This is a genomic window from Sphingobium vermicomposti, from assembly GCF_011762025.1.
GTDB classification, from domain to species: domain Bacteria; phylum Pseudomonadota; class Alphaproteobacteria; order Sphingomonadales; family Sphingomonadaceae; genus Sphingobium; species Sphingobium vermicomposti.
The window spans coordinates 722,204-739,214 of sequence record NZ_JAASQR010000001.1; the positions used below are offsets into that span (position 1 = coordinate 722,204).

The 17,011-nt window shown below is 63.2% G+C and carries 17 protein-coding genes; 7 read left to right on the forward strand and 10 right to left on the reverse strand.

The genetic code is table 11. The annotated features are described in order from the left end of the window. Positions 1–22 precede the first annotated feature (22 nt). From fabI to FHS54_RS03555, 3 genes are read right to left on the reverse strand one after another with little or no spacing between them, the layout of a single operon-like run. Positions 23–832 (reverse strand): enoyl-ACP reductase FabI, encoded by an 810-nt coding sequence (gene fabI / locus FHS54_RS03545; protein ID WP_167302385.1) that lies wholly within the window; start codon positions 830–832, stop codon positions 23–25. After that, a complete protein-coding gene (locus FHS54_RS03550) occupies positions 780–1,796 on the reverse strand; it encodes a YihY/virulence factor BrkB family protein (protein WP_167302386.1) in 1,017 nt (338 codons plus the stop codon). The genes fabI and FHS54_RS03550 overlap by 53 nt, the downstream gene beginning before the upstream one ends. 14 nt (positions 1,797–1,810) lie before the next feature. Next, complete coding sequence (locus tag FHS54_RS03555; protein ID WP_167302387.1) at positions 1,811–2,749, reverse strand: DnaJ C-terminal domain-containing protein; 939 nt, start codon at positions 2,747–2,749, stop codon at positions 1,811–1,813. A gap of 121 nt (positions 2,750–2,870) precedes the next feature. On the opposite strand from FHS54_RS03555, the gene pdxH reads away from it, so the two are divergent. Next, positions 2,871–3,446, forward strand: a complete 576-nt coding sequence (pdxH, locus tag FHS54_RS03560; protein ID WP_167302388.1) for a pyridoxamine 5'-phosphate oxidase — start codon at positions 2,871–2,873, stop codon at positions 3,444–3,446. 115 nt (positions 3,447–3,561) lie between these two features. Then, complete coding sequence (locus FHS54_RS03565; protein WP_167302389.1) at positions 3,562–4,893, forward strand: dicarboxylate/amino acid:cation symporter; 1,332 nt, start codon at positions 3,562–3,564, stop codon at positions 4,891–4,893. Between the two features lie 3 nt (positions 4,894–4,896). Here the strand turns inward: FHS54_RS03565 and FHS54_RS03570 are convergent, their stop codons facing one another. Continuing rightward, the gene (locus tag FHS54_RS03570) at positions 4,897–5,781 is read right to left on the reverse strand and encodes a bestrophin family protein (RefSeq protein WP_167302390.1); all 885 of its coding nucleotides are present in this window, start codon (positions 5,779–5,781) and stop codon (positions 4,897–4,899) included. A 180-nt stretch (positions 5,782–5,961) separates the two neighbouring features. Here FHS54_RS03570 and FHS54_RS03575 point away from each other — a divergent pair, with 180 nt between their 5' ends. After that, the gene (locus tag FHS54_RS03575) at positions 5,962–7,254 is read left to right on the forward strand and encodes a dicarboxylate/amino acid:cation symporter (RefSeq protein WP_167302391.1); all 1,293 of its coding nucleotides are present in this window, start codon (positions 5,962–5,964) and stop codon (positions 7,252–7,254) included. Between the two features lie 4 nt (positions 7,255–7,258). On the opposite strand, the gene FHS54_RS03580 is transcribed toward FHS54_RS03575, so the two are convergent. From FHS54_RS03580 to FHS54_RS03605, 6 genes are all read right to left on the reverse strand, one after another. After that, positions 7,259–7,828, reverse strand: a complete 570-nt coding sequence (locus FHS54_RS03580) for an NADPH-dependent FMN reductase (protein ID WP_167302392.1) — start codon at positions 7,826–7,828, stop codon at positions 7,259–7,261. A gap of 51 nt (positions 7,829–7,879) precedes the next feature. Beyond that, on the reverse strand, positions 7,880–8,062 hold the full coding sequence (locus FHS54_RS03585; protein ID WP_167302393.1) for a hypothetical protein: 183 nt from the start codon (positions 8,060–8,062) through the stop codon (positions 7,880–7,882). A gap of 4 nt (positions 8,063–8,066) precedes the next feature. Further along, complete coding sequence (locus FHS54_RS03590) at positions 8,067–9,356, reverse strand: adenylosuccinate synthase (RefSeq protein WP_167302394.1); 1,290 nt, start codon at positions 9,354–9,356, stop codon at positions 8,067–8,069. A gap of 133 nt (positions 9,357–9,489) precedes the next feature. Beyond that, the gene (locus FHS54_RS03595) at positions 9,490–10,617 is read right to left on the reverse strand and encodes an ATP phosphoribosyltransferase regulatory subunit (protein WP_167302395.1); all 1,128 of its coding nucleotides are present in this window, start codon (positions 10,615–10,617) and stop codon (positions 9,490–9,492) included. An 81-nt stretch (positions 10,618–10,698) separates the two neighbouring features. Beyond that, entirely contained in the window at positions 10,699–12,279 is a 1,581-nt protein-coding gene (serA, locus tag FHS54_RS03600; protein ID WP_167302396.1) for a phosphoglycerate dehydrogenase, read from the reverse strand. 123 nt (positions 12,280–12,402) lie between these two features. Further along, positions 12,403–13,563 carry a phosphoserine transaminase gene (locus FHS54_RS03605; RefSeq protein ID WP_167302397.1) on the reverse strand — a complete coding sequence of 387 codons (1,161 nt, stop codon included), beginning with the start codon at positions 13,561–13,563 and terminating at the stop codon, positions 12,403–12,405. 158 nt (positions 13,564–13,721) lie between these two features. Here FHS54_RS03605 and FHS54_RS03610 point away from each other — a divergent pair, with 158 nt between their 5' ends. From FHS54_RS03610 to dapD, 4 genes are all read left to right on the forward strand, one after another. Further along, positions 13,722–14,429 (forward strand): extensin family protein, encoded by a 708-nt coding sequence (locus FHS54_RS03610; protein WP_208404774.1) that lies wholly within the window; start codon positions 13,722–13,724, stop codon positions 14,427–14,429. A gap of 76 nt (positions 14,430–14,505) precedes the next feature. Beyond that, positions 14,506–15,384, forward strand: coding sequence for an LOG family protein (locus FHS54_RS03615; protein ID WP_167302398.1), 879 nt, complete (start codon positions 14,506–14,508; stop codon positions 15,382–15,384). A gap of 86 nt (positions 15,385–15,470) precedes the next feature. Then, positions 15,471–16,142 carry a pyrimidine 5'-nucleotidase gene (locus FHS54_RS03620; protein WP_167302399.1) on the forward strand — a complete coding sequence of 224 codons (672 nt, stop codon included), beginning with the start codon at positions 15,471–15,473 and terminating at the stop codon, positions 16,140–16,142. Further along, positions 16,139–16,978 (forward strand): 2,3,4,5-tetrahydropyridine-2,6-dicarboxylate N-succinyltransferase, encoded by an 840-nt coding sequence (gene dapD, locus FHS54_RS03625; RefSeq protein WP_167302400.1) that lies wholly within the window; start codon positions 16,139–16,141, stop codon positions 16,976–16,978. Before FHS54_RS03620 ends, dapD begins: the two co-directional genes overlap by 4 nt. Positions 16,979–17,011 lie beyond the last annotated feature (33 nt).

A 17,011-nucleotide genomic window follows, 5' to 3' on the forward strand; every position in this document is an offset into this window, starting at 1 on the left:
GCCCTGACCTTTGGCGTTCCGATCAGCCCTTGTCGAGAGCGATGTCCGGGGCGTCCTCCGCCTTCATGCCGACGACGTTGTAACCGGCATCGACATGGTGGATTTCGCCGGTGACGCCAGCCGCCAGGTCGGACAGCAGATAGAGACCAGCGCCGCCCACATCCTCAATCGTCACATTGCGGCGAAGCGGCGAATTCAGTTCATTCCACTTCATGATATAGCGGAAATCACCAATGCCGCTCGCCGCCAAAGTCTTGATCGGACCGGCGGAAATGGCGTTTACGCGGATATTTTCCGGCCCCAGGTCCATCGCCAGATATTTGACGCTGGTTTCCAGCGCCGCCTTGGCCACGCCCATGACATTATAGTGGGGAATGACCTTTTCCGCGCCATAATAGCTGAGCGTCAGCAGGCTGCCGCCCTCCGCCATCAAGGCGCGCGCGCGCTTGGCGACCGCGACAAAGCTGTAGGCGGAAATATTCATCGTCAGCAGGAAGTTTTCCAGGCTGGTGTCGACATATTTGCCGCGAAGCTCATTCTTGTCGGAAAAGCCGATGGCGTGGACGACGAAGTCCAGCTTGCCCCAGCGCGCCTTCACTTCGTCAAAGGCGGCGTCCAGCTTGGCCATGTCGGCGACGTCGCAATCGATCAGGAAATCCGAGCCAAGTTCCTGCGCCAGCGGTCGCACACGCTTGGCCAGGGCATCGCCCTGATAGGAAAAGGCCAATTCCGCACCCTGCGCCCGAAGCGCCTTGGAAATGCCCCATGCAAGCGACTTGTCATTCGCCAGCCCCATGATGAGGCCGCGTTTTCCCGCCATCAAACCCGTCATTTTGATGTCCGTTCCCTTTACTTTCGGCGACGACCGCCTGCCATTCCTCTTCGGGAAATTCAGCAAGCGCCGCATTGAGTTCCGCGCCAATTACCACGCCAAGCCCAACGAGAAAGAAAAAAATGAGCGTGATCATCACACCCGCCAGGCTGCCATAGGTCGCATCATAGCCGCCCAGCAGGGACAAGGTGGGGGGCAGCAGGGTCGTGACGCCATACCACCATAGGGCCGTGGCCACCGCGCCGGGCCATTTGGGGAAGCGTTTGTCCTTGTACGCGCTGGGGGTGAGGGAGACGTAGAGATAGTAAAGCGCAACACAAAGGATGGCGATCGGCACGAACCGCGTGACCGACACGATGCGGATCGCATCATCGGCAAAGGGCAGCAACCGCTGCAAAAATTGTTCGACGCCCGCCATGACCACCTGCAGGGAAAAGGCGAACATGACCGCCAGGACGCTGATCAGGGTGATGCCGATCGCGGTCAGGCGATAATGCCAGAATGGACGCGTGCTCTTGGTCCCATAGGCCCGGCGCAATATGTCGCGGACCGTTTCGATAAGGCTGCCAACCGTCCACAGACCCACAAGGCCGCCCAGCCAAAGCAGCGGTCCGGTGCGCGCGTTCAGCACATCGTAGATAGGCTTGCGCACGACATCGGCGACGCCCTGCGGCACGGACTGAAGGAACGTGCCGACCGCCGCCAGCCCGTCCGCGGACCGCCCGAAGATGCTCGCCACCGCAGCCGCGACGATGAAGAAGGGGAAAAGCGTCATCAGCGACAGATAGGCAAGGTTGCCCGCGTGGATGAACCCGTCATTATAGGTGCCCACCGCCACCCGTTTCAGTATCTCCAGCATGTAGGAGCCGGGTGGAACGCGCCCGATCTGGCGCTGCCAATGGGCGCGCGCCTGTTCAGCGACCCTGCGCCGTCGGATTTCGGGCGAATAAGGCGAAGGCTCCATCCGCCCTAAACGCCCTAGACGCCCAGATGGGCCCGGACAGCCCGGCTGTCCTGCCATCTTTCGACCAGTTCGCGGATCGCGGGGTCATCGGCGGACACGTCGATCTGCAGCCGGACCAGCTGATCGCCGCGTTCGCCATTCTTGGTCGTAAAGCCCTTGTTCCGCAGACGCAGCGTCTTGCCGGACGTGGAACCGGCGGGGACGCCCAGCATGACGGGACCGTCAACCGTGGGCACCTTGACCTTGCCGCCCTTGACCGCTTCATCCAGCGTGATCGGCAGATCCAGCAGCACATTGTCGCCTTCGCGAGTGAAGAAAGGGTGCGGCTTCACCTCGATCGTGACGATCGCGTCGCCCGCGCCGCCACTGCCCTGCTGCCCCTTGCCCGACAAGCGCATCTGCGTGCCGGTTTCGACGCCCGCCGGTAGCTTGAGGTCGATATTCTTGCCGTCCTGCAACGTGACGCGCTGCGGGGCGAGCGTGGCCGCATCCACGAAGCTGACGGCGAGCCGATAGGAGACATTGGCCCCGCGCTGGGGTGGTGCCTGTCGGCCAAAGCCGCCGAATCCGCCGCCGCCCCGGCGCGCGCCAGCGCCGCCCCCGCCACCGAACAGCCCGTCGAAAATATCGCCAAAGTCCGCGCCCTCGTTAAATTCGAAGCCGCCGCCCTGGCCCTGCCGTCCGCGGAAACCGCCGCCGCCTGCCCCGCCATAGCCGAAGGGGGACGTCGGATTACCCTCCCCATCAATCTCGCCACGGTCGAAACGGGCGCGTTTGTCCTTATCGGACAGCAGGTCATAGGCACCCGTCACTGCGGAAAATTTATCCGCCGCCTTGGGATTGTCCTTGTTCCGGTCGGGGTGCAGCTCCTTGGCGAGCTTGCGATAGGCCGACTTGATCTCCGCCTCGCTCGCGCCGCGCGCGACGCCCAGTGTTGCGTAGGGATCCGCCATGGCCGGTTAGTCATCCTTCTGTTCGTGAAACGCCAATTAAACCCTATGTGGCAAAAAGGTCACGGTCCTTCAAGCGGCGGGGGCCATCGACATAGCCGCTGGCGCCGCCTAAATCGAGAGCATGACAAATCCTTTCCTCCTTTTCGACCAATGGTATGCCGAGGCGCGTTCGAGCGAGATCAACGACAGTAATGCCATGGCGCTCGCCACGGCGGATGCGCGCGGGCGTCCTTCTGTGCGAATGGTGCTGCTGAAAGGGCATGGGCCGGACGGTTTCATCTTTTACACCAATTTCGAAGGGCGCAAGGCAGCCGAGCTTCTGGAAAATCCCCACGCCGCCCTCCTCTTTCACTGGAAGTCGCTGCGCCGCCAGATCCGGGTCGAAGGCGCGGTGGACACGACGGACGACGCCACCGCCGACGCCTATTTCGCCAGCCGCAGCCGCGACAGTCAGCTGGGCGCATGGGCTTCCGATCAATCGCGGCCGCTCGCGTCGCGAGAGGAGTTCATGGCGCGATATGACGATGCGGTCGCGCGATTCGATGGCGGACCTGTCCCCCGTCCGCCGCATTGGGGCGGTTTCCGCGTCACACCCACCCGGATCGAGTTCTGGCAGGATCGGGAACACCGACTACACGAACGGCGGCTGTTCGTGCGCGACGGCAAAGGCTGGTCCGAAGGGCTGCTTTATCCTTGAAGCATTCCTCTCAGGCTTTTGCGCGCGAAAGCCCAGGCCCCATCGTTCAAGAGGATAGGCGACCAGGTGATCGCCTGTTAGACGTGCCAGGCTTGGCGAGGGTTAGAGGGGTTGCATGCGGAATCGACTGACGGCCTTCATCCTTGCGGGCATGATCCTGGGCGTGATCACCGGCTTTGCCGCCAATCTGTGGGTTGGCGGGGACAAGCAACTGGCCAAGGATGTGGCGGGATATTTCCACCTGCTGGCCGACATCTTCCTGCACCTCATCAAAATGATCATCGCGCCGCTGGTCTTTTCCACGCTGGTCGCGGGCATTGCGCATATGGGCGACAGCGCGGCGCTGGGGCGGATCGGCGGGCGGGCGCTGGCCTGGTTCATCGTCGCCAGCCTCTTCTCGCTGACGCTGGGCCTGATCTTCGTCAATTTCTTCGCGCCGGGCGAAGGACTGAACCTCGTCCGATCAGGCGCGGCGTCGGGCGTGAATACCGACGCACTCAATTTCAGGGATTTCATCCTGCACGTCTTCCCCACCTCCATGGTCGGGGCGATGGCGGACAATTCCATCCTGCAGATCGTCGTCTTCTCCCTGTTCGTAGGCGTCGCGCTGACCGCCATCGGCGACAAGGGCAAGCCGATCGTCAGCTTGATCGAATCGATGGTCGAACTGATGCTGCAGGTGACCGGCTATGTGATGCGGGTCGCCCCCTTCGCCGTGTTCGGCGCGCTGGCGGCGACGATCACGACCGAAGGGCCGGGCGTGCTTGTGACCTTTGGCGAACTGGTAGGCGAATTCTACCTGTCGCTTCTGGCGCTCTGGCTGCTGCTGTGCGCTGCGGGTGCCGTCTTCCTGGGGCGGCGCATGGTAAAGCTCATCCAATATGTGCGCGAACCGCTGCTGATAGCCTTTTCCACCGCCTCGTCGGAAGCTGCCTATCCCAAGATGCTGGAGCAGCTCGACCGGTTCGGCGTGCCCCGGCGCATCTACAGTTTCGTACTGCCGCTGGGCTATAGTTTCAATCTGGACGGGTCGATGATGTATTCGACCTTTGCCACCATCTTCATCGCCCAAGCCTATGGCATCGACCTGCCGATCGCCACCCAGATCACCATCCTGCTGGTCCTGATGGTGACCAGCAAGGGCATCGCCGCGGTCCCGCGCGCTTCCCTGGTCGTCGTCGCCGCGACACTGGGCCAGTTCGACCTGCCGGTCGAAGGCATCGCCTTCATCCTGGCGGTCGATCATTTCATGGACATGGGCCGGACAGCCACCAACGTGCTGGGCAATGCCATCGCAACGTCGGTCATCACCAAATGGGAAGGCATGCTGGAAGTCGAAGAACCGGAATATGTGCCGCATCCCAAGGCACCATCCCGCACCCCTGCTCATGGCCGTGCGGGACTGGAGCTGGCGGCGGACATGGTGGACGACGACCACCGGCGCTGACCGCTACCACAGCACGCCCCTGACCGGCTGATCCGGCGCGGGCGCATCATCGCCGATGGCTTGCAGCAGATCGATCTCGATCGTGCGGCACATGGCGGACAGTGGCACATCATGCACGCTGTTGGCGAACGGATCGACCAGGTCATCGCCGATCCGCAGCACCGCGAGGAACATAAGTCCCGCCACCGTCGATCCCAGCGGCGTTGCAAGGCCAAGGGTTTCGACCAGCCCGATCGGTAGCAACACGCAGAAAAGATGGGTGAACAAGGTCGGCAGGAAGCGATACTGGATCGGCAGCGGCGTATTCTTGAGCCGCTCCATGCCCCCTTGGGCGTTGGAGATATCGACAAGCATCCGCTCCATCTGCGTCTGCTGAATGGTGTCGATCCATCCTTCCCGCCGGGCGATGTCGACCCGCCGCCCGGTGCCGTCCAGCAGTCCGTTAGCGGCATTGGCGCGGGCAAGGGCCAACCCCTTGTCCCGCTCCTCGATAAAGCCGGTGACGCGTTCATCGAAGGATTGGCGGCGCAGCTGGCACCGCAGGGCGTTCACATAGGCGATCTGCCGCTTGATGATCTCTCGCTTGATGCCCCGCGCTGCAGGGTCAGGCAGGAAATTGCGCGTGGCGCGCGCCAAGCTGCGCGAGGCGTTGATCATCGCGCCCCAGAGGATGCGTCCTTCCCACCAGCGCTGATAGGATGAGTTGCTGCGAAAGCCGAGGAAGAGCGCCAGCGCCGAACCAAAGAGGGTGAGCGGCAGCGATGGCGCACGGAAAGGCAGGATAAAATAGGTAATTGTGACCGCGCAGTCCCAGACGAACAACAGGGCGAGCGGCTTCCAAACTTCGGTCGCAATCTGGCGCAGGCTGGGCGCGGCGTTGACGATCATATAGTCTCCGAAAAATTCAGGACAGGAGGGCATCGACAAAGCTGCCGTCCCTTAGGATGCGAGGCGGGCGAGAATTTACATGCAGCGCGATACACCGTCATTGCGATCGAAAATATCCCCGGTTGCAACATTACGCACGCTTAACGGTTCATCGAAGATGCGCAGTTCGGCAACCCCATCATGACCCGAGCGAGCAAGACCGCCTTGTCGCTGCAATGGCAGATGCTGGCGGGGTTTCTGGTCGGACTGATCGCGGGACTGATCGTCCATGCAACCGCGCGCGATGCCGCGTGGGTCGATGCCGCTACCCGCTATGTAACTGGGCCAATCGGGCAGGTTTTCCTGCGACTGCTCTTCATGCTGGTGATCCCCCTGCTGGTATCGGCGCTGATCGTTGGCATCGCGGAAATGGGCGAGATTCGTTCGCTCAGGCGGGTGGGGCTCAAGACATTGGTCTACACGCTGGTCGTGTCGAGCATTGCCGTCGCAATCAGCCTTATCGTCGTCAATCTGCTGCGTCCGGGCGACGGCGTCGATCCCATCCAGGCGCGGGCGATGCTGGACAATGCCGGCGAGGGCGCGCGCGCGATACTGGCGCGGGGCGGTGACGCACCAAAGGGGGTGGACGCCCTGCTGGCGATGGTGCCCGACAATATCATCAGGGCCATGGCCAATAATGACATATTGGCCGTCATGGTCTTTGCCCTATTTTTCGGCATCGGGCTGGTGCTGGTGCGCACCGAGCAGACAAAGCTGCTGCTGTCCGCCATGGAAGGGCTGTTCGAAGTCACGATGCGGCTGATGGGGCTGGTCATTCGCCTCGCGCCCATCGCCATCGCCTGTTTCATGTTCAACCTGGCCGCGCAGTTCGGATGGGAATTGCTGGAACGGCTGTCGGCCTATGTCGGCGTGGTGCTGCTGGCGCTGGGATTGCAGATGGTGGGCGTCTATTCGCTGCTGCTGGCCGTGGTAGCCCGGCGTTCGCCGCTGGCCTTTTTCGCAGGCGTGCAGGACGCGATGGTGATGGCATTCGCCACCGCATCATCCAACGCAACGCTGCCGACCGCCATTCGCGTGGCCGAGGAACGGCTGCACTTGCCGCGCCGCATATCGCGCTTTGTGCTGACCATCGGCGCGACCGCCAATCAGAATGGCACCGCGATGTTCGAAGGCATAACCGTGCTGTTCCTAGCGCAGTTTTTTGGCATCGAACTGGATTGGGCACAGCAGTTGATGGTGATGCTGGTCTGCATATTGGGCGGGGTCGGCACGGCGGGGGTCCCGGCGGGATCGCTGCCGGTGGTCGCGATGATCCTGGGCATGGTCGGCGTGCCGCCCGAAGGCATCGGGCTGGTGCTGGGCGTCGACAGGTTCCTCGACATGTGTCGGACGACGCTGAACGTCACCGGCGACCTGGTGGCGGCGGCGGTGATCTCGGTAGGAGAGGATGAGGAGGAAGAAGCACCGGCCTGACGGGTCAGCGTGCTGCCTTGCCCGCTTCCGCCCACCAGATGAGGTCGCGCGCGAAACCGGAAAAGCCGCGTTCCAGCGCCGCGCCGCCATCGCCCTGTGGCTGGCCCTGATCGTCAAGCGTCTGACCGATCTGGCCAACGCTCAGGCGCTCGGGAATCACGGCCATGCCCATGGCAGACAGCGTCACCGTCCAGGCTGCATGGCTGTTGACCCCGGCGTAACGGCCCGCCGAATAGCTGGCGATGCCTGCGGGGCGGCGGTCGAATTCCTTGAGATAATGATCGACGAGGTTTTTGAGGCCGGGCTGGACGCCCCGATTATATTCACCCGTCACGAAGACAAAGGCGTCGGCCGCCGTGAGACGGTCGGCCAGCACGCCCATGGCTTCAGGCGCTTGCCCGGGGGCATAGTCGCTATAGCGCTGGTCCAGCATGGGAAGTCCGACCTCCATCGCATCGACCAGTTCGGCTTTATGACCGAGCTTCTGGAAACCGCCGATCAGATAGTCGGCGAGGCGGATGCCCATGCGGTTGCGGCGGTAGGAGCCATAGAGGATGAGGATGTTGAGAGACATGCGCGGCATCTTGGCATCAGGTGCCGCACAGGTCCAGCGCCCTCACCCCGTTCAGCGCAGCTTGGCGATGGAAAGCCCGTCCTGCTTGGCCCGGACTTTCACCGATTCCTCGCTGCGGGTCAGCGCCTTGGCGATCGCTTTCAGCGCCATGCCCTTCTTGGCCAGCGTGTGAAGCTTTTGCAGCTCATCCGCTGTCCAGGGTTGCTTGTGCCGTTCAAAGCGATCGCCTGCCATCGCCTTAATCCGCGAAGGGGTCGCGCACGAGGATGGTGTCCTCACGCTCAGGGCTGGTCGATACGAGCGTGACGGGGCAACCGATCAGCTCTTCGATCCGGCGGATATATTTGATCGCTTGCGCGGGCAGTTCGGCCCAGCTGCGAGCGCCAGCCGTCGTATCCTGCCAGCCTTCGATATCCTCATAGATCGGCTCTGCCTTCGCCTGGTCCTGCGCATGGGCGGGCAGGTAGTCGTAGGTTTGGTCGCCAATCCGGTAACCGGTGCAAATTTTCAGCGTGTCGAACCCGTCCAGCACGTCCAGCTTGGTGAGCGCGATGCCGGTGACGCCGGAAACGGCGACCGACTGGCGCACCAGCACGGCGTCGAACCAGCCGCAGCGGCGCTTGCGCCCGGTGACGGTGCCGAATTCATGGCCCCGCTCGCCCAGGCGCTGCCCGGTGGCGTCTTCCAATTCGGTCGGGAAGGGACCGGACCCGACGCGGGTGGTGTATGCCTTGACGATGCCCAGCACGAAGCCAGCAGCCGAGGGGCCAAGGCCCGTGCCGCTCGCCGCCGTGCCCGCGACCGTGTTGGACGATGTGACGAAGGGATAGGTGCCGTGATCGATGTCGAGCAACGTGCCCTGCGCGCCTTCGAACAGGATGCGCTTGCCTTCGGCCTTCGCCTTGTTGAGCGTCAGCCAGACGGGCTTGACGAAGGGCAGGATGAAGCTGGCGATTTCGCGCAGTTCCGCCATCAGGCGATCACGATCGATCGGCGCTTCGTTGAAACCGGCGCGCAAGGCGTCATGGTGCGCGGTCAGGCGGTCGAGCTGAGGCCCCAGGTCATCGAGATGCGCCAGGTCGCAGACGCGGATGGCGCGACGACCGACCTTGTCCTCATAGGCCGGGCCGATGCCCCGGCGCGTCGTCCCGATCTTGCCAGCGCCCGATGCGTCCTCGCGCAGACCGTCCAGGTCGCGGTGAAAGGGCAGGATCAGGGGGCAGGTTTCCGCGATCTGGAGGTTGTCGGGCGTGATGTCGACGCCCTGCCCCTTCAGCTTCGCAACCTCATCGCGAAAGTGCCACGGGTCCAGCACCACGCCATTGCCGATGACGGACAGCGTGCCGCGCACGATGCCCGAAGGCAGCAGCGACAGCTTGTAGACCTTATCGCCAACGACCAGCGTGTGGCCCGCATTGTGACCGCCCTGGAAGCGGGCGACGACATCGGCGCGCTCCGACAGCCAGTCGACGATCTTGCCCTTGCCTTCGTCGCCCCACTGGGCGCCGATCACGGTAACATTTGCCATGGATACAGATCTCCGCCCGCCGCGCGGACCGGCCATGCCCTTCGACGGGACTCGGCATACCGGTAGGATCGATTGGGCGCTTGTTCGCCCTGTGCGGGGCGCGCGTTAGCCGCGCTGCCCCTTGGTCGTCAAGTCAGTAAGGACGCGGTTCGTCGCCGTCCAGCCAATGCGTGCAGCGCAGAGCCTCGCCATTTTCCTGCGGTGTCAGCGCGGCGACAGTCTGCCACCCCTCTCCGCGAAGTTGCGCGGCGCAACTTTGGTCATGGTGAAGGGGCAGGAACAGACGATTGGGCTGCTCCGCCCCGAAACCTGCATCGATCAGCGGGTCGGGATAGAGCGAAAAGCCCATGGCCGGTTCTTCCGATCCATCGGCGCGGATGATGGCATAGCTGCCGCCCCGGCCGATCTCGCCCGTAAAGCCCTCTGCAAAGATCGAGAAGCCGAACCAGTTCTGATATTCAAAGCCATGGCGCTCGGTAGGGTCGAGCGTCAGCGTGATGTCCCAGCCAATCGGCTTGGCGATGGCGCGCAGCCCCGCGATTCGGCTGTCGATCGCGCCGCCCAGTTGTGCGTTGAGCGCTTCCAGCTTTTCCATGGCGGGGTGGAAGGGACCAGTCGCTTCCATGAGCGGGAGATAGGCCGCCGCCGCCGGGCTGATGGCGGCCAGCGCGCCAGCATCCTTGCCATCCAGCTCGGCGCGAACCAACTCGATCTCGTCCGACGCCAGCGGGAGCGGACCGGCGGCCAGGCTGTCGATCAGGTCCGGCAGGGTGAAGTCGATGGTGATGCCGGTGACGCCTGCGGCCTGCAACGCCTCGATCGCGACATTCACGATCTCCACGGCGGCGGCCAGGCTGTCGCTACCGATCAGTTCGGCCCCGACCTGCAACCGCTCGCGTTCCGGGCGAAGCTGGTTGGCGCGCAGGCGGATCACCGGACCGCCATAGGACAGGCGCAGCGGGCGCGGCGCGCTGGCCAGGCGGGTGGTGGCGATGCGGCCGATCTGCGCGGTCATGTCGGGACGAAGCGCCAGGCTGCGCTGCGACACCGGATCGACGGCGCGGACCAGGTCCTGCGCACGCATGGATTTAAGGCGACCGGCCAGCGTCTCTTCAAATTCGGCGAGCGGCGGCATGACCCGTTCATAGCCATGCGACGCCACCGTATCGAGCACCCGGCGCACAAGACGCGCGGACGCTTCCGCTTGCGGCGGCAGACGGTCGGAAAGACCCTCGGGAAGGAGGCCGGATGGGATGGTCATGGCTGGCCCTTTAGCAAGATCGGCCAGATTATCCAGCCTCCGTTCGGTTGAGCTTGTCAGAACCGAACGGAGGACAGGAGGTCAGGCGAAGCGCAGCAGCTTGACCGTCTTCACGCCGGTCAGGTTGCAAATGGCCTTGAGCACATCGTCATTCACAGCGCCATCGACCGACAGCAACAGCACGGCTTCGCCGCCCTGGGTGCGGCGGCCCAGGTGGAACGTGCCGATGTTGACGCCAGCCTCTCCCAGGGTCGAGCCAAGGCGACCGATGAAGCCGGGCGCGTCCTGGTTGACGATGTAGAGCATGTGGCCTTCGAGATCGGCTTCGACCTTGATGCCGAACAGTTCGACCAGACGCGGGCTGCTATGGCCGAACAGCGTCCCCGCAACCGACTTGTCGCCACTTTCCGTCTTGACCGTGACGCGGACGAGAGTCTGATAGTCGCCCTCGCGGTCATGGCGCACTTCGCGCACGTCCAGGCCGCGTTCCTTCGCCAGGAAGGGCGCGTTGACCATGTTCACCGTGTCCGAATAGACGCGCATCAGGCCAGCGAGCACCGCAGCGGTGATCGGCTTTTGATTGAGTTCGGCGGCATGGCCTTCGACCTCGACCGAAACGCCCTGGATGCGATCGCCTTCAAGCTGGCCGACCAGGCTGCCCAATTCTTCGGCAAGCGCCATATAGGGGCGCAGCTTAGGCGCTTCCTCCGCAGACAGGCTGGGGACGTTCAGGGCATTGGTGATGCCACCGTCGAGCAGATAGTCCGACAGCTGTTCAGCCACCTGCAGCGCGACATTGACCTGCGCTTCGTCGGTCGATGCGCCCAGATGCGGGGTGCAGATGAAGTTGGGCGTACCGAACAGCGGCGATGCCTTCGCCGGTTCCTGCACGAACACGTCGAGCGCTGCGCCCGCGACATGGCCCGAGTCCATCGCTTCCTTGAGCGCGGCTTCATCGACCAGGCCGCCGCGCGCGCAGTTGACGATGCGCACGCCCTTCTTGGTCTTGGCGAGGTTTTCCTTGCTCAGAATGTTGCGGGTCTGGTCGGTCAGCGGCGTGTGCAGCGTGATGAAGTCCGCCTTTGCCAGCAACGTGTCGAGATCGGCCTTTTCCACGCCCATTTCGACGGCGCGTTCCGGGGTCAGGAAGGGATCGAAGGCAACGACCTTCATCTTGAGGCCGAGCGCGCGGCTGGCGACGATCGAACCGATATTGCCAGCGCCGATCAGGCCCAGCGTCTTGCCGGTGACTTCAACGCCCATGAAGCCGTTCTTCGGCCACAGGCCCTGCTGGGTCTGGGCGTTGGCTTCGGGCAGCTGGCGGGCCAGCGCGAACATCAGCGCGATGGCGTGTTCGGCGGTGGTGATCGAATTGCCGAACGGGGTGTTCATGACGATCACGCCCTTGGCCGAAGCCGCCGGAATATCGACATTGTCTACGCCGATGCCGGCGCGACCGATGACCTTCAGGTTGGGTGCGGCGTCCAGGATTTCCTTGGTAACCTTGGTCGCGCTGCGGATGGCGAGGCCGTCATACTGGCCGATGATCGCCTTTAGCTCTTCCGGGGTCTTGCCGGTGATTTCGTCGACTTCAATGCCACGTTCGCGGAAGATCGCGGCGGCGCGGGGGTCCATCTTGTCGGAAATAAGTACTTTGGGCATGACGAATTGCCTTTCTTGCAATTCGTCATCCTGGCGAAGGTCAGGATCTCAGGCGGCTAGGTTCAACCTAGGGGCCCGAGATCCCAGCTTTCGCTGGGATGACGGGGATATGGGGGAGATGTTTTAAGCGGCCTTGGCCGTTGCGTAGGCCCAGTCGAGCCACGGGCCGAGCGCCTCGATATCGGCGGTCTCTACCGTTGCGCCGCACCAGATGCGCAGGCCAGCCGGGGCATCGCGATACCCTGCCACGTCATAGGCCGCGCCCTCCTTTTCGAGCAGGCCAGCCATGCTCTTGATCAAGGCTTCGTCGGCACCCTCGACCGTCAGGCAGACGCTGGTGGTCGAGCGAGTTGCCGGGTCGGCGGCGAGATGGCCGAGCCAATCGCGTTCCTCGACGATCTTGTTCAGCGCCGCCGCATTGGCGTTGCTGCGGGCCATCAGGCCATTGAGGCCGCCAAGCGACTTGCCCCATTCCAGCGCGAAGATCGCGTCCTCGACCGCCAGCATGGAGGGGGTGTTGATCGTCTCGCCCTTGAAGATGCCCTCGGCCAGCTTGCCCTTCGCCATCAGGCGGAAGACCTTGGGCAGCGGCCAGGACGGCGTGTGGTTTTCCAGACGCTCGACCGCGCGGGGGCCGAGGATCAGCACGCCATGGCCGCCCTCGCCGCCCAGCACCTTCTGCCAGGAGAAGGTAGCGACGTCGATCTTGGTCCAGTCGATCTCATACGCGAACACGCCGCTGGTGGCGTCGGCGAAGGTCAGGCCTTCACGATCCGCCGGAATCCAGTCTGCGTTCGGGACGCGCACGCCCGACGTGGTGCCGTTCCAGGTGAACAGCACGTCGTGGGCGAAGTTCACAGTGTTCAGGTCAGGCAGCTGACCATAGTCAGCGCGGACGATCGTGGGGTCGAGCTTCAGCTGCTTGGCAGCGTCCGTCACCCAGCCTTCGCCAAAGCTTTCCCAAGCGAGCGTCGTCACCGGGCGGGCGCCGAGCATCGTCCACATCGCCATTTCGAAGGCGCCAGTGTCGGAACCAGGCACGATGCCGATGCGGTGGGTGTCGGGCAGGTTGAGCAGCTCGCGCATCAGGTCGATGCAATAGCCAAGGCGTGTCTTGCCGATCTTCGCGCGGTGCGAGCGACCAAGGGATTCAGCGCTCAGCTTGTCGGCGCTCCAGCCCGGAGGCTTGGCGCAGGGACCGGAAGAGAAATAGGGGCGAGCCGGTTTAGTCGTCGGCTTGGCCGCGGGCGCAATGGTGGCGTCGGCGGCGGTAACATCAGTCATGTACGCTTCTCCTTGCAGAGAGCTCGCGCGGCGTTGGGACCGCGTGGCCCGCCGGTCGCCCTAAAGAGTGACGCGTAAGAGTCAAGCCGAATGTCGGAATGCGATGAACCGTTCGCGTTGTTAACCAACAGCCGGGCAAGCCGTGATAAATGACGGTCATGACAGAGCGGCCTTGGGGGAAAGCGAAGATGCGCGGCGCGGGTCAGGCGGCCTTGATCGGGCTGTGCCTGACAGTGGGCCTGACACTGGCATCCTGTAGCGGCGACATAGTGCCGCGCGGCCGGGTTGAGCGCGCGTCCAAGCCGGTGAAGAGCGCCCGCCCCGCTGCGCCGCCGTCAATGGAATTGCGGCAATGCCTGGTGAAACTACAGTCGCAATCCGTTGCCTTCACCCCCCTGCCCGACCAGAATTTCGGTGGCGGCTGTTCGGCGATGGGCAGCGTGAAGCTGCTCGACATCGGCGTGCCTGCCACCAACCTTGGCGCGATGACGTGCAATCTGGCGGCCAATTTCGCGGCCTGGGCACGCTATGGCGTTCAACCGGCTGCGCGGCTGATCTTGGGCGCGGAGATCGAGCGGATCGAAACATTCGGCACCTATAATTGCCGCCCGATCGCGGGGAGCGGCAAACTGAGCGAACATGCGCACAGCAATGCCGTCGATGTATCGGCCTTTGTCCTGTCGGATGGGCGGCGAATCACGGTTCAACAGGGCTGGAATGGCGACCGCCAGACCCGCCAGTTTCTGGAAATCGTCCGAGCCAGCGCCTGCAAGCGGTTCCGCACGGTGCTGAGCCCTGACTATAATGTCGCGCACCGCGATCATTTTCATTTCGACATGGGCGGTCGCGGCGGCTTTTGCCGCTGAGCGACAATCAAATAGCGGCGGCTTTTGCCGCTGAGCGCTCTTGGGTTTTGCCGCCCACGCGCCTAAGTTAGTTTCAATGACAAGAAAAGAGATTGAGGAACGCAAGTTCCGCCCCGCCCGCCAGGAAGCCGCCGATGCGCAAAAGCAGGTCGGCACACCGCAAACCAGCAGCGCGGCCTATCGCCTGGCCTTTCAGGACACGGAATTTCTGCTGCGTGAAGATTTGCGGCCCGTCCGTTTCCAGCTGGAACTGCTGAAGCCCCAATTGTTGATGGACGAAGCGGGGATCGAATCGACCTTCGTTTTCTACGGGTCGGCGCGCATTCCCGAACCGGAGCAAGTGCAGGCCCGGATCGATGCTGCAACAACGCCGGAGCAGCGGCGGATCGCTGAAAATCTGGGAAAGAAAGCGCGCTACTATGATGAAGCGCGCAAGCTGGCGCGGACAGCCGCCCAATATCCCGTGACGCAAAGCGGATGCCGTCATTTCGTCGTCTGTTCGGGCGGTGGCCCGTCGATCATGGAAGCGGCCAATCGCGGCGCGGCGGATGTTGGCGCTCAGACACTCGGCATGAACATCGTCCTGCCGCATGAGCAGGCCCCCAACCGCTTCGTTACGCCGGAGCTGTCCTTCCAATTCCACTATTTCGCGCTGAGGAAGATGCACTTCCTGCTTCGCGCGCGGGCGCTGGCGGTATTTCCCGGCGGATTCGGTACATTCGACGAGATGTTCGAGCTGTTGACTCTGATTCAGACCGGCAAGATGAAGCCCATTCCCGTGCTGCTGTTCGGACGCGAGTTCTGGACGCGGGTAGTGGATTTCGAAGCATTGGCGGATGAAGGCGTGATTTCGCCTTCGGACCTCAATCTGCTGACCTGGGTCGAAACGGCGGAAGAAGCCTGGGCGGCGGTGCAGAGCTTTTACGAGGATAGTGACGCGCCGGGTTGCGGTTAGAAAACGGCGCGCTCCTGCGGAGGCAGGAGCAGGTCATCTGTTATCCAACCCTTGCCCTGTTTGCCGCACAGGATTAGGGCGCGGCCATGCGTGATGAGCTTGCCCATGTCGATTGCTGGATCTTCGATCTGGACAACACGCTGTATCCGGCGAAAACGGACCTGTTCGCGCTGATCGACGTCAAGATGGGCGAGTTCATCCAGGGCTTGCTGGGATGCGATCCTGACGTCGCAAAGGCCACGCAGAAGCGTTATTTCATGGAACATGGCACGACGCTGTCAGGCCTGATGCATCATCATGGCATCGAACCGCGCGCTTTCCTCGACTATGTGCATGATATTTCGATGGACCGGCTGGAGGTGGACGAGGCGCTGAACGCCCATATCGCCGCCCTGCCCGGCCGCCGCCTGATCTTCACCAATGGCGACGCGGACTATGCGGCACGCGTGATTGACAAGCTGGGGCTGTCCGGCGCGTTCGAACTGATCCACGACATCCACGCCTGCCAATATATTCCAAAGCCCGACCCGTCGGGCTACACCGAACTGTGCCGCGTGCACGGGATCAACCCGGCCCGCGCCGCCTTTTTCGAGGATATGGCCCGCAATCTGAAACCCGCCAAGGCGATCGGCATGGCCACCATCTGGGTGAACAACGGGTCCGAAGCAGGCAATCACGACCATCATCCCGACTTCATCGATTTCGAAACCGACCATCTGACGCCATTTTTGGCCGACATCATTGGGGAAAAGCCATGAGCCAAGATCTGATCGCCACCATCGACGCCGCCTGGGAAGATCGGGCCAATATCAGCCTGACGACGCAGGGAGCGGTACGCCAAGCGGTGGACAAGGCATTGGCGCTTTTGGACAAGGGCGAACTGCGCGTCGCCGAGCCGACCGCGGAAGGCTGGCAGGTCAATCAGTGGGCGAAAAAGGCGGTGCTGCTGTCGTTCCGCCTCAACGACAATGTCATGATCGACAATGGGCCGGGCGCGGGCCATTGGTGGGACAAGGTGCCCAGCAAGTTCGCCGGATGGGACGAAGCCGCGTTCCGCGCCGCCGGTTTCCGCGCGGTGCCGGGCAGCTTCGCGCGCGCCGGATCGCATATCGCCAAAAATGTCATCCTGATGCCCAGCTTCGTCAACATCGGTGCGTTCGTCGATGAAGGCACGATGGTCGACACCTGGGTGACGGTGGGCAGCTGCGCCCAGATCGGCAAGAATGTCCATCTGTCCGGCGGCGTCGGCATTGGCGGCGTTCTGGAACCGCTGCAGGCCGGTCCGGTCATTATCGAGGATGACTGCTTCATCGGCGCACGTTCGGAAGTCGTGGAAGGCGTGCGCATCGGCAAGGGTTCGGTCCTGTCGATGGGCGTGTTCATCGGCATGTCGACCAAGATCATCGACCGCGCCACCGGGGAAGTCTTCATCGGCGAAGTGCCGCCCTATTCCGTGGTCGTGCCGGGATCGCTGCCTGGCAAGCCGCTGCCCGACGGCACACCGGGGCCGAGCCTCTATTGCGCGGTGATCGTGAAGCGCGTGGACGCGCAGACGCGGTCAAAGACCGCGATCAACGATCTGCTGCGGGACTGACAGGAACTCGCCCCTCCCCCTTCAGGGGAGGGG

What these genes read in the sequence shown, in the direction of transcription:
- FHS54_RS03550 (WP_167302386.1), bottom strand. Translation starts at nt 1,796, where the DNA reads ATGGAGCCTTCGCCTTATTCGCCCGAAATCCGACGGCGCAGGGTCGCT.
- FHS54_RS03590 (WP_167302394.1), bottom strand. Translation starts at nt 9,356, where the DNA reads ATGGCAAATGTTACCGTGATCGGCGCCCAGTGGGGCGACGAAGGCAAG.
- FHS54_RS03610 (WP_208404774.1), top strand. Translation starts at nt 13,722, where the DNA reads ATGACAGAGCGGCCTTGGGGGAAAGCGAAGATGCGCGGCGCGGGTCAG.
- FHS54_RS03575 (WP_167302391.1), top strand. Translation starts at nt 5,962, where the DNA reads ATGACCCGAGCGAGCAAGACCGCCTTGTCGCTGCAATGGCAGATGCTG.
- FHS54_RS03580 (WP_167302392.1), bottom strand. Translation starts at nt 7,828, where the DNA reads ATGTCTCTCAACATCCTCATCCTCTATGGCTCCTACCGCCGCAACCGC.
- FHS54_RS03555 (WP_167302387.1), bottom strand. Translation starts at nt 2,749, where the DNA reads ATGGCGGATCCCTACGCAACACTGGGCGTCGCGCGCGGCGCGAGCGAG.
- serA (WP_167302396.1), bottom strand. Translation starts at nt 12,279, where the DNA reads ATGCCCAAAGTACTTATTTCCGACAAGATGGACCCCCGCGCCGCCGCG.
- FHS54_RS03615 (WP_167302398.1), top strand. Translation starts at nt 14,506, where the DNA reads ATGACAAGAAAAGAGATTGAGGAACGCAAGTTCCGCCCCGCCCGCCAG.
- FHS54_RS03565 (WP_167302389.1), top strand. Translation starts at nt 3,562, where the DNA reads ATGCGGAATCGACTGACGGCCTTCATCCTTGCGGGCATGATCCTGGGC.
- FHS54_RS03605 (WP_167302397.1), bottom strand. Translation starts at nt 13,563, where the DNA reads ATGACTGATGTTACCGCCGCCGACGCCACCATTGCGCCCGCGGCCAAG.
- fabI (WP_167302385.1), bottom strand. Translation starts at nt 832, where the DNA reads ATGACGGGTTTGATGGCGGGAAAACGCGGCCTCATCATGGGGCTGGCG.
- dapD (WP_167302400.1), top strand. Translation starts at nt 16,139, where the DNA reads ATGAGCCAAGATCTGATCGCCACCATCGACGCCGCCTGGGAAGATCGG.
- FHS54_RS03620 (WP_167302399.1), top strand. Translation starts at nt 15,471, where the DNA reads ATGCGTGATGAGCTTGCCCATGTCGATTGCTGGATCTTCGATCTGGAC.
- pdxH (WP_167302388.1), top strand. Translation starts at nt 2,871, where the DNA reads ATGACAAATCCTTTCCTCCTTTTCGACCAATGGTATGCCGAGGCGCGT.
- FHS54_RS03595 (WP_167302395.1), bottom strand. Translation starts at nt 10,617, where the DNA reads ATGACCATCCCATCCGGCCTCCTTCCCGAGGGTCTTTCCGACCGTCTG.
- FHS54_RS03570 (WP_167302390.1), bottom strand. Translation starts at nt 5,781, where the DNA reads ATGATCGTCAACGCCGCGCCCAGCCTGCGCCAGATTGCGACCGAAGTT.
- FHS54_RS03585 (WP_167302393.1), bottom strand. Translation starts at nt 8,062, where the DNA reads ATGGCAGGCGATCGCTTTGAACGGCACAAGCAACCCTGGACAGCGGAT.